Annotated in this window: 8 protein-coding genes; 4 read left to right on the plus strand and 4 right to left on the minus strand. The window is 67.0% G+C overall.

The features are described from left to right. Positions 1-179 precede the first annotated feature (179 nt). On the plus strand, positions 180-1,520 hold the full coding sequence (locus ACFYON_RS28845; protein ID WP_278090470.1) for an IS701 family transposase: 1,341 nt from the start codon (positions 180-182) through the stop codon (positions 1,518-1,520). A gap of 130 nt (positions 1,521-1,650) precedes the next feature. Here the strand turns inward: ACFYON_RS28845 and ACFYON_RS28850 are convergent, their stop codons facing one another. From ACFYON_RS28850 to ACFYON_RS28865, 4 genes are all read right to left on the minus strand, one after another. Further along, positions 1,651-2,049 carry a pentapeptide repeat-containing protein gene (locus tag ACFYON_RS28850; protein WP_135240955.1) on the minus strand — a complete coding sequence of 133 codons (399 nt, stop codon included), beginning with the start codon at positions 2,047-2,049 and terminating at the stop codon, positions 1,651-1,653. Positions 2,050-2,563: 514 nt separating this feature from the next. Beyond that, positions 2,564-3,133, minus strand: a complete 570-nt coding sequence (locus tag ACFYON_RS28855; protein WP_209310322.1) for a hypothetical protein — start codon at positions 3,131-3,133, stop codon at positions 2,564-2,566. Positions 3,134-3,222: 89 nt separating this feature from the next. Next, positions 3,223-3,672, minus strand: coding sequence for a hypothetical protein (locus tag ACFYON_RS28860; RefSeq protein WP_209310321.1), 450 nt, complete (start codon positions 3,670-3,672; stop codon positions 3,223-3,225). A 312-nt stretch (positions 3,673-3,984) separates the two neighbouring features. Then, on the minus strand, positions 3,985-4,296 hold the full coding sequence (locus ACFYON_RS28865) for a hypothetical protein (RefSeq protein WP_135240954.1): 312 nt from the start codon (positions 4,294-4,296) through the stop codon (positions 3,985-3,987). A 268-nt stretch (positions 4,297-4,564) separates the two neighbouring features. Here ACFYON_RS28865 and ACFYON_RS28870 point away from each other — a divergent pair, with 268 nt between their 5' ends. The 3 genes from ACFYON_RS28870 to ACFYON_RS28880 all read left to right on the plus strand — a co-directional run bounded on the left by ACFYON_RS28870 (position 4,565) and on the right by ACFYON_RS28880 (position 11,587). After that, the gene (locus ACFYON_RS28870; RefSeq protein WP_354874733.1) at positions 4,565-5,161 is read left to right on the plus strand and encodes a hypothetical protein; all 597 of its coding nucleotides are present in this window, start codon (positions 4,565-4,567) and stop codon (positions 5,159-5,161) included. A 173-nt stretch (positions 5,162-5,334) separates the two neighbouring features. Beyond that, positions 5,335-6,051, plus strand: a complete 717-nt coding sequence (locus ACFYON_RS28875) for a hypothetical protein (protein ID WP_387189092.1) — start codon at positions 5,335-5,337, stop codon at positions 6,049-6,051. 1,426 nt (positions 6,052-7,477) lie between these two features. After that, entirely contained in the window at positions 7,478-11,587 is a 4,110-nt protein-coding gene (locus ACFYON_RS28880) for a hypothetical protein (protein ID WP_387321270.1), read from the plus strand. Positions 11,588-11,614 lie beyond the last annotated feature (27 nt).

Genomic DNA, 11,614 nt, shown 5'->3' on the forward strand with positions numbered 1-11,614 from the left:
ACCCGCTATGACAAGTTGGCCGTCCGGTTCCACGCCGTCCTGACCATCACCATCATCACCGAATGGCTCTGACCGGCTTATGAAACACGCCTTAGTACGGCAGCCGCCGTTTGAGATGTCGCTGGTGGGGCCGGGTAGACGAGGTGCGGCCACCGCGTGATCGTCTGTCTGCTGTGGACATGACTTCAGATCTGGCGGTGGCCGCGTGCCACAGCGTAAACCCAGACCGGTGGCGGCAAGTCCTGACCGGGGTGTGCGATGCGTTCGCGGGACGCTTCGGGCGGGTCGAGCCGCGTCGGACGGCGACGGCGTTCGTGACAGGGCTGCTGGCCGACATCGAGGTCAAGACGTGCTGGCAGTTGGCGGAGCGGGCCGGGCATGCCCGGCCGGACGCGATGCAGCGGTTGTTGTCTCGGGCGGTGTGGGATGCCGATGCGGTCCGCGACGATGTGCGGGCGGTGGTCGTGGGCCGGTTCGGTGATCCGGACGCGGTGCTGGTCGTGGACGAGACCGGGGACCTGAAGAAGGGCGTGCACACCATCGGAGTGCAACGCCAGTACACCGGCACCGCCGGCAGGATCGAGAATGCGCAGGTGGGGGTGTTCTGCGGCTATGCCAGCCGGCATGGGCACACGCTGATCGACCGCCGGGTCTACCTGCCGGTGTCGTGGACCGATGACCGGGACCGATGCCAGGCCGCCGGGGTTCCCGACGAGGTCGCCTTCGCCACGAAGTCCGAGCTGGCCGCCGACATGATCACCGCGGCCGTCGACGCCGGCGTCCCGGCCGGGTGGGCGGCCGCGGACGAGGCCTATGGCAACAGCAGCGTCTTCCGTGCCCACCTACGCCACCACCGCCTGGGTTATGTCCTGGCCGTGTCCCGCAGCCACCTGGTCCCACTCGACGGCGGCAAGACCCGGGTTCGGGCTGACCGGGTCGCCGCCGAGCTGCCGGCCTCGGCGTGGCAACGTCGCAGCGCCGGTGCCGGGTCGAAAGGGCCACGCTTCTACGACTGGGCCTGGCTCGACGACGTCTGCACCGACGCCGACCCCGACGACGGCGGCCACCACAGCCTCCTGATCCGCCGCAACACCACCACCGGTGAGCTGGCCTTCTACCGCTGCTGGACCCCGCAACCGGCCACCCTGGCCCAACTCGTGCGGGTCGCGGGCATCCGCTGGACGGTTGAGGAGAGCTTCCAAGCTGCCAAGGGCCAGGTCGGTCTCGACCAGCACCAGGTCCGCCGCTGGGACTCCTGGCACCGGTTCACCACCCTCGCCCTGGCCGCCCTCGCCGTCCTGGCGATCTGCGCCGCCGACGCCGCCGACCACAACCCGGCCGACACCGGACTGATCAAGCTCACCGTCAACGAGGTCCGGCGCCTGATCAACGCCTGCATCATCCGCCCGCTCAGCAACCTCGCCCACCGTCTGCGCTGGTCAGACTGGCGGCGCCAGCATCAAGCCCGAGCCCGCCAAGCCCACTACACCCGACGCCTCAACCTCGAACTCCAGCCATGATCCCGAACGGCGGCTGCCGTACTAGGCCGTCAAACGCCACCCAAAGATGCGCACGGTCCAGCAACAGGGCCAGCTAGCTGGGGTAGCGCGGTTAGGCGGGTGAACGCGGTGACAGCTCGGTGGCCCAACGTCAACTGGACGTGACCCCGGAATCTGAGAGATCGTGCGGCCACCCAGTGACGCGCTCGGCGGTGACGCCTCTAAGGTCGGCTCCGTTCCACCGTGCCCCAGTGACGTCTGTGCGTCCGTACTCCGGATCGTGCGTCATGACGTAGCTGAACCGGGCGTAGGACAGGTCGGTGTCGCGAAGGTCGGCGTCCCGCAGATCGCAGCCGGCGAAGCTGACACCGCGAAGGGACGCGCCCCGGAGGTCGGCGCCACGGAAGTCGCACAACTTGAACGAGTGCCCATCGAGGGTGCGCTGTCGAAGATCGCGACCGACGAACGATTGCCTCGTCGCGCGAGGCGGGGTGCTCACCCGCGAACCGTAGCGTGGCGGCCCGTTGCCGAACCAACGGTTTCTGTCCACTCACTTGCGGGGCATTCCGTAGCGCAGGACCGCCGCTTCGCCCGACGTAGTGACGCGCGGGCGTCAACCGGAGCCTGACCGTTAGTCGTAGAGCTCAGGCCGCCAAAGGGTCTCTTCTCTGCGATCCGCCTCCGGCGGAGCCTGAAGCAACGGATGGTTTCGTAACCGGCGGGGTCGCTTCCTGGTCAGACGGTGCCGCAATCGCTGGATGCTCTCAGGGACGCGGATACAGACCCAGAGCAGGGCCAGCGATGCTGCAAGAGTGAGCGAGCCGACGCAGATGAGGCTGCCAAGCGGACTCATCGGCGGCTCCTCGGTGACAGCGGGATAGAAATCGGCAAGCAGGCACGAGCATGATCAATCGTGCCACGGCACCGATGCTCCGGCAGTTGAGAACTGGCATCACACCACAGCATCTGACCGGGGGCTTCTGATCGGAGGGTGAGGCAGGATCGACCTCCGCCCGCCCTGGTGCCTGCGACAGTGACGATCTGCTCGTCGAGGCTGGGCGTGATCACCACTGGAACGTCTTCCACTCCCGCTGCGGAATGCACCCTTCGCTGGTGTCCCAGCAGCGATCAGCCCATGCCTTCGCCACCACCACGGGGCGGCTGAGCACAACATCGCCGGCTCGCTGCGCCCGCAGCAACACCCCCAGCTGAGGGCAGCACGGATCGGCGTGTTGCGAGTACCGCAATTCCATGTCGCGGGCCACGAGATAGTCATTGAACTCGTGCTCGAGGCGTGACGGTGTCTGCCCGACCAGCCGCATTCCCTGAAGGATCACCTGAGGGCCGCGCAGCGCGTTGAGCGCGATGCCGGCGAGCCCGATCGTTCCGTCGTAGTAGGTGGTAACCGCCGGCCCTGACAGCCCCGCATCAGGGTGGGGCTCCAGCCAGAAATCTGCCCACCCGTCATCGCCCGGGGTGCCCTGCCGGGTGGCAGCTGCGAGGACGCCCTGCACCGCTGATTGAACCTCGTCGTGCGTCATGCCGAACTCCATCGGGCCGACACGCTCGAAGGGCGTGAACGACCAGTGGAGCCGCTGTGACTCCAGCAGAACGTCCCACACGTCCGTCGCCATGTTCCCCTTCCCGGTGAAAACTGCCGCGTCCCACCTGCCAGCGACGCGACGACGAGGGCGAGGAGGGAGGCGTCTTTGGTGTCGTGTGATCAGCGGGGTAGGTCGTCGGGCGCGGGCAGGTCGAGCGTCGCGAGGAAGCGTGCTGTCTTGACCTCTACGTTGACGAGAGTCTCGTCGTACCAGACGTCCTCGTAGGCGGGTGCCAGAACGACGCCCCAACCTGGCGGAAGTGCAAGATACGGCACCAGCTCAGCGGTGTGCTCCTCCAGGTGCTCGACATGTAAGGGGGCGAAGAACGTGTCGTCATCCTGAGGGATCGCGGCCCCACGCCACACGAACCAGCCGTTGCTGTCGCCGACGATTGGATGCCGGAGGGCGTTGAGCGGCTCCAGCTCGCGTGGACGTGACAACGCGAAACCCACCGTCGTCCTCTGGCCCGGCGGCGATGGTTCGACCGCGAATCGTCGACACACGTCACGTTGTGCCGCCGAGACGCCGAAGGCCGGCAGGCGCCGGCGCCATTCGATCACGTCGCACATGATGTGGAGCCGACCCGCCAAGGGTCAACCGCAGTGCCGCACCGATGGCTCGGGACGGCAGCTTAGTGATCGGCGCGGCCGATGCAGCTGCGGGTTTCGCTCTCCTGTGCCGAACCTTGCTCGCCAGCCTCTGCTACGAGAATGTCAGACATCTCCAGTCGGGCAGCGATCGCCTGCTCGTTCGCAGGCGTCCGAGCATGAACTACCTGCGGCCTACCCGCCGGGGTGCCGTCCGTCCTGTCCGCAACGGGCGTTGCGGACAGGGCCGATCACCCGCTGCGGCCAACATCCGGCCCTGATGAGGTCCGCCCATCAAGCACTGAACCCTCCGCACAGGTAGAACAGGCTCACGACTAGTCCTACCGCCCAGCCGGTCACGAGGCCAAGGGATGACCTGCGGCCGAGCCGTCCAGACAACGCGACGTAACTGCCCAGTAACACCAGTTGGGCGATGCCGTATGCGGCGACGCCGAAGACAAGCGCCGCTAGTCTCCCGCCAGCGTCGAGGTCCGCGCTCGGGCCTCCACCAGCGGCGATGGCCAGGACAACCGTGACCCCGGTGGCAAGGGCCTGCCCAGCGAGGGCGACGACTGCTCCGGCAACCGTCGCTCTGGTGATCGTCACCACCGGAGCGTGGCACAGGTCGACCACCTCGAGTTGAGAGGATGGACGTTGACTGAAGATCTGCCATGGCGGAGTTGATGAAATTCCGGCAGTGGGGACTCGAATCCCGCCGGCGGACCTCTGAGCAGGGCTTCCTGTTCGGTGACCTCTTCGGCGCGCCCGAAAGCGTCAGCACCGGCGGCTCCGCTTCATAGGCCGACGACGTCCGCTCATAGCCGTGAGCGGATGCTGGTTGGCGGTCGTGTTGCCCGACCGGGATAGTTAGATCGTGCCGAACTTGGACTTCTATGCTGCAGAGGACGACTGGTCCGCGGTGCTCGAGGCCCTCTTCGATCTGGGCTTGTTCCGTATCTTCGAGTCCGACTCGGAGCCGGACTGCGAGCTGCGGGAATTCTCGGCTGCCGCTGAAGTTGCTGCTGCTCCACATGGACGGCACCTGGCGTTGTTCGTCGTCGGTTGCGGGCCGGCGCCTATGGCTAGGCGGATCGACCTGCTTCCGGGCTTGCCGGGAGGCCCGACGTTCCGGTACTGCTGCGAAGGCTGGGGTCTAGTTCAGCTCTACTACGGCGGCCCCGTTGGGGCGCAGGAGGTGCGATGGAGCCATAGCAACCACAACTCGGAGAAGCGTGCCTCGACGTGGGCGACCGCCGTGCCGCGACTCGGTGATCCCGCCGCATGGAACTGGGCGGCGGTCACAAGCGCCTCCGGCAGGCTAAATCGGGTGATTCGCCGGATGGCCGTCAGCAAGATCGGCTCTCGCCCCGTGCTGCCGCACGCTGCGCAGTTCATCGCAGACGCCGGCTTGCGATACGAGTACGGCATGGGCATCCACGCCACCCCGCCCTACGGCATGAGCCCCCGATGATCGGTGCGCGGATCTGCCGCAGAGCACGTGCGCCGGCCGCCGCCGCGTCGTCACGTTCTGTACGAGCAAGGGTCGTCGCGGCTGCGTACCTCTGCCGAGATCAGTGACGATCGAGGCCTGACCGTCCGCGGCTGGTCGACGCGTCCCCGGGTCGGGTGATAGATCTTTGCCTCGTGGCTGACATCAACTTCCGTACCGGCGACGTGCTGGAGGTCTCCTGCCCGTTCATCGAGGCGAGGGTGGCCGACGTTTCCGGCGGTCACGTGTCGATTCGCTGGCCATGGTGGCAAAACAATCCGGATGTCGAGTGGATCGAGTGGAACGGGAACGTCGCGATCGCCCGTGGACCTGGCACACCCGGCTGGACCAACGAGCTGTTCCGTACCGAGCCCTCCGCTGAACTGCTTCAGGTTGGAGCAGCTTGCCGCGTCGGCATTCCTCCCACCGTCGTGCACGTGATCGAGGCACACAGCTTCGATGCGCCGCTCGAGACAGGTTGGCTGCCGCGACCCAACCGCGAGATTGTGGTTCTGCGCCGCGGTGTGTCCGAGGACGTCAACGCCGTTGAGCAGGGAAACGGCCTAAACCCGGATGACGACATCCCCCTGATGATCAAACTTGTGTTCCGGCCGTACGCCTTCCTGAATCTCGGCGACGATGTCGCCGACCGCCTCGGTCGAGCCTGGCACTTCGACGGACCGTGGGACTGGCGTGCTTACGACGAGCAGGGCGGAACTCCCGCCTGGCCTTTGACCTTGCTTACCGGCGGCGACGGCTCGGCAGATGCCGAGCGTTACGCACAGGTGGCTACCGCCACCCGGACAGGCTCCCACCAGACCGAGACCGAGCAGTGGCGGCGAGCCGCCCATGCTGAACCTCCGGCCCGCTGAGGTCGGCGGCTACATAACGCGGGCACGCCACGAAGCCCGACCCAACCATGATCCGATATCCGGATCTGCCGCTGATACGGCGTGGCATTTGTGAGTTGGCCCGGAGGACACCCGGGTCGCGGGAGCACATCGGGAACACCGGAGCTTGTCGGTCGCTGACCGGGCGTCGGCCATAGCTCCAAGGGCGCTGCGGCCGGCAGCCACGATCGGTTGCCGACAACCTGCAGGACCCGGCCGTCCCGGCTCGACGGCAGCAGCCCTGTGACGAGCCCGGCATCGGGGGAGCGGGTTGGGAGCAACGGGGTGCACTGAACGGCACTCAACTACCTCGAAGGGCACCCACCGGCACGCAACTGCACCCACCCCTGCCTGCGGCTTCGCGTTTCCGCAGGTCAGAATGGGTGCGGCGTCCTGCTTCACACGGAGTGCTCCACGGTTTTGTGCAGCAGTCGACCGCTCTCTATCTTCCGTGGCAGGGGAGTATGCGCAGGTCATGCCGGTAAGGAGCCGCTGAGTGTCTTGGCCTTGCAAGTGGGAGCAGATTGGGCGCAGGTTGGCGAAGTGGTCACCACGCCCGAAGTGCTCACCGAGGCCGAGCAGCGCGGAGCGCTCTGACCTGCGCTGACGTCGGCGAGTGGTCCGGCGTGACCTCCCAGAGAAGACCGAAGTGGTCAGCGTGGGCTGCTTCCCGCCTGCCTGCTGCCCGCTTGTCGTCCTGAGTCGGCCGATGCCAGTCGCCGGGGCGATCCTGCATCGACGTACGGCTCTAGATCGACGACGGGGGAGTTGGGCGGGATTCCGGCAGTTGAGACTCGAATCCCACCGACAGTCATCTGACCAGGGTGTCCTTGTCGGTGACCTCTTCGGCGGGTCCGAAGGGTCTGCTGCGGTCCGCATTCGCCCTTTGTCGGCACGCTGCGTGGCCGTGGAGGCCGGTTGGTGGAGATAGATGATCGTTCGTGGCAACCATCTGTGATCTTCTATTGACTGATGGTTGGTGGGTGGCTACGTTTCGCTCACTCTTGATCGTGTGGGGACGGGGGCGGTCGTGGACCAAGAGGTTCGTTCGTCGCAAGTTATTGCGGCGACCCGGTGGTTGCTGTGTCGGGGCGCGGTGGCCGTGTCGGTGTTGCTGGCGGTGACGCTGCTGCCGTTCGTGCCGGCGTACGCTGCGCCTTCTCGCGGCGGTGCGGCGGCGAAGGATCGCTCGGTTCCGGTCTCGCGAGTGACTCCGCGCAAGCCGGCGGTGTCGCAGTCCAGCAAGCAGCAGTGGAAGTCTTCGCCGGGACGTGCTGCATCCGGTGGATCAGCGAACCTGGATGTTGCGTCTGCGGCGTCGGCCGCGGGGCGCCGGCGGTCTGAGGTCGGAGGGCTGCCCGTCTCTGTGACGGCGGATGGATCTGGGCCCGCTCCGCGCGGTGTGCACGTGCAGGTCTTCGATCAGAGCCAGGCGCGTAAGGCGGGGGCGGGGGCGGCGGCGGTAGTGCGGGTCGCGGCCCGCGACACGACCGACGCCGCGGGCCGGACTCGGGTAGAGATCGACTATTCGGGGCTGACGGGGCTCTACGGCGCGGCGTGGGCTTCACGAGGTTTGCGCCTGGTGTCGTTGCAGGGCTGCCTGACGGATGCGGCGGGGGAGCTGTCGTGCCGGATGGCGGCACCGTTGCCGACGCGCCACGACAGGGCGGCGCAGGTCGTGTCAGCGGCAGTTGAGGTGCCGGCGCGGAGCGCGTTGGGGCCGGATTCGTTGCAGATGCAGCCGCTCGACGGTGCCATGGTGGCCTTGGTGGCGGGGCCGGCGGGGCAGACCGGCACGTTCCTGAAGACGCCGTTGAACGCCTCGGCGAGCTGGTCCGCCGGCAGCCAGGCGGAAGACTTCTCCTGGTCGTACGACATGGCGGTACCGGAGTCGGCGGGTGGGTTGGACCCGGAGATCGGTCTGAGTTACTCCTCCGGTCGAGTCGACGGGCAGACCAACGGGGAGAACACGCAGACGTCGTGGATTGGCGAGGGCTGGGACTACCACCCCGGTTACATCGAGCGGTCCTACCGGACGTGCAAGGACGACCTGGCGAACTCCCCGGCCTACACCAACGCCACCGGTGACCTGTGTTGGCGCGACTACAACGCCACGTTGGTGTTGAACGGCAAGTCCACCGAACTCGTTCGAGACGACACGACCCAACTCTGGCGGCTGGCTGACGACGACGGCTCCAAGATCGAATATGTGACGGGTGGGACCAGTACCACCCGGAACTGGAACAACGAGCGGTGGCGGCTGACCACCCCCGATGGCACCCGCTACACGTTCGGGGCCAACTGGGTCGATGGGCGGGAGACGTTCTCCGTCCAGGGTGTGCCGGTTTTCTCCAACCACACCAGCGACCCCTGCTACAAGACGGGCGGCTTCGCGGGCTCGTGGTGTGACATGGGAACGGCCTACCGATGGAACCTCGACCTTGTCGAAGACACCAGCGGCAACGTGATGTCGTACTTCTACTCCAAAGAGTACAACCGGACCACGCGGGCGGGTAACGCCAGCGCCCTGTCTACCTATGACCGGGCCGCTACGTTGTCGCGGATCGAGTACGGCTCGCGCGGCTTCCCCCAGCCCACGACGGCACCATTGCAGGTCGTGTTCTCCACCGCGCCTCGCTGCCTGGGGACCTGCGGCACCGAGACGAGCCCGACGACCGCGAACTGGCCGGAGACTCCGTGGGATCTCAGGTGTTCGACCGCGCCGTGCACGGTGTCCGGTCCGACGTTCTGGACGGCGCGTCGGCTACAGTTCATCACCGCGCAGGTTCGACGCGGCTCCAGCTATGTCGATGTCGACAAGTGGGAGTTGTTGCACCAGTTCCCCGCTACGGGAGAAGACGCCGCGCTGACCTCGCCGGCTCTGTGGCTGGCGCGGATCCGTCGCACCGGCGGAGACGGCACCGCCACCTCCACGCTGCCGGACGTCACGTTCGGGGGCACCCGGTATGCCAACCGCACCGACTTCAACGTCGCCGCTGGTGTGCCTGTCACGAACAAGTACCGGGTGACCGCTGTCGGCGACGAGACCGGCGGTGAGGTTCTGGTTACCTACGAGGGTTCCGACTGCACGGTGTCCAGTCTGCCCGCTGACCCGGCTCAGAACACCAAGCGTTGCTTCCCGCAGTACTACAGTCCGCCGGACAACGTCGGCGGCTGGTCGTGGTGGAACAAGTACCGCGTCAAGGACGTGACCGAGCGGGACAACGTCGGCGGGTCCCCGAACGTCACCACCTTATATGCGTACGCCACCACCGCGACCGTCGGCTCGGTGACCGTCGGGTCGGCGACCAACGTGCTCTGGCACCACAACGACAACGCCTGGGCTTCACCGCTGGAAAAGCGTAGCTGGTCGGACTTTCGCGGGTGGCCCATCGTCACCGCGACCAAGGGCGCCAGCCCCGAGACCCGTTCCCAGTCCATGTACGTGTACTTCCGAGGCATGTACGGAGACCGCACCGACGCCGGGGAGAACACGCGTGCGGCCACCGTCATGGCCTCGGACAACTACCCGGTCACGGACTTCAACGCCTACGCCGGCATGCTGCGCGAGCGCATCGACTACGCCACCCCCGGCGGACAGCCCCTGCTACGGCAGATCTACGGGCCATGGCGTGGCCTGACCGCCAAACGCGTCGAGCCGCCGGCGTATGCGCAGCCGACCACCTTCGAGGCGTACTACGCCCAGCCGCGGGTCTTCCACACCTACGAGTGGATCGCCGCCACCGCGACCTGGCGCCGATCCGAGGTGTTCCACCAGTTCGACACCACCTACGGCACCCCCCTGAGCACCACCGACAACGGTGACACCTCGGCAACGGGCGACGAAACCTGCACGACCTACACCTACGCCCGCAACGTCACGCCCGGCTTCTGGCTGACCGAGCTGCCCGCTGAGGAAAGCACCACCGACTGCACCGCCAGCCCCGCGCCCGCGAACATCCTCGCCGGCACACGCACCTACTACGACGGATCCACCACCCTCGGCGCCGCCCCCACCAAGGGCCTGGAAACCCGCGTCGACGAGTTGGCCTCCTACACCGGCACCACCCCGAACTGGACCACCACCGAAACCACCACCTACGACCTGCACGGCCGGGTGAAGACCAGCAAGGACGCACTCAACTACACCACCAGCTTCGACTACGTGCCCGCCACCGGCAGCCCGGTGACCTCCGTGACCGAAACCAACCCGGCCGGGCACACCACCACCGACACCCTCGACCTGCGTGGTCAGCCCACCTCATCGGTCGACGCGAACACCAAGACCACCACAGCCCAGTACGACCCGCTCGGGCGCCTCATCAAGATCTGGCAGCCGGGCCGCACCACGTCGCAGACTCCGAACACCGAATACGCCTACAGCGTCACCAAGACCGCACCCACCACCGTGCAGACCAAGACGCTCGGCCCCAACGGCAACCAGATCAGCTCCTACGAGATCTACGACGGTCACCTGCGCCCGCGGCAGACCCAGACCACCGCACCCGACGGCAAACGCGTCATCAGCGACACCCGCTACGACACCCGAGGTCTCGAAGCGGCCGAGTCGGCGTTCTACAACAACGCCTCCGGACCCACCGGCACGCTGTACACCTTCGCCGACGCCGACGTCAGCACCCAACGCCGCTACACCTACGACGGCCTCGAACGCCCCACCATCGACGCCCTCTGGACGCAGAACGTCAAGAAATGGGAGACGCTCGCCGCCTACGACGGCAACCGCGTCGACATCACCCCACCAGCCGGCGGCACCCCGGTCACCCTGATCAAGGACGCCCAAGGCAACACCACTGCCAAACGCCAATACCAGGGCGCCACCCCCACCGGCGCCTTCGACGAAACCAGCTACGGCTACGACCGCCTCGACCGACTCACCTCCATCACCGACGCCGTCGACAACACCTGGACACACACCTACGACCGGCTCGACCGCCTCGTCGCCAGCAGCGACCCCGACGCCGGCGACTCGTCCTACAAGTACGACGACGCCGACCGGCTCACCACCACCACCGACGGCCGCGGCGAAGTCCTCTACCGCACCTACGACGCCCTCAGCCGCCCCACCGAGCTCCGCGACGACAACGCCACCGGCAACCTGCGCGCCAGTTGGACCTACGACACCCTCGCCAAGGGCTACCTCACCTCGACCACCCGCCACGACACCTCAGGCGACTACACCCAACAGGCCACCGGCTACACCGACCTGTACCAGCCCAGCGGTCAAAGCACCGTCATTCCCCCCAGCCAAGGGGCCCTCGCCGGCACCTACACCACCGACTACACCTATTACGCCGACGGATCACTGGCCACCATCGACCTGCCCGCCAAGGGCGGCCTGCCAGCCGAGACCGTCACCAACACCTACACCGACCAGGGCTACCTCACCAGCGTCACCGGACTCGCCACCTACCTCGCCAGCACCCAGTACTCAGGGCCCCGGCAAAGTCGTCAGGTGACGCCGAGGAGTGCCAGTGGGCGGGTGCTGTCGCGGGCGTGATGGCGGGTGCCGGCGGCGATGTTGGTG

The sequence above is a fragment of the Micromonospora sp. NPDC005686 genome, assembly GCF_042871665.1.
In the GTDB taxonomy this organism is placed as follows: Bacteria; Actinomycetota; Actinomycetes; order Mycobacteriales; family Micromonosporaceae; genus Micromonospora.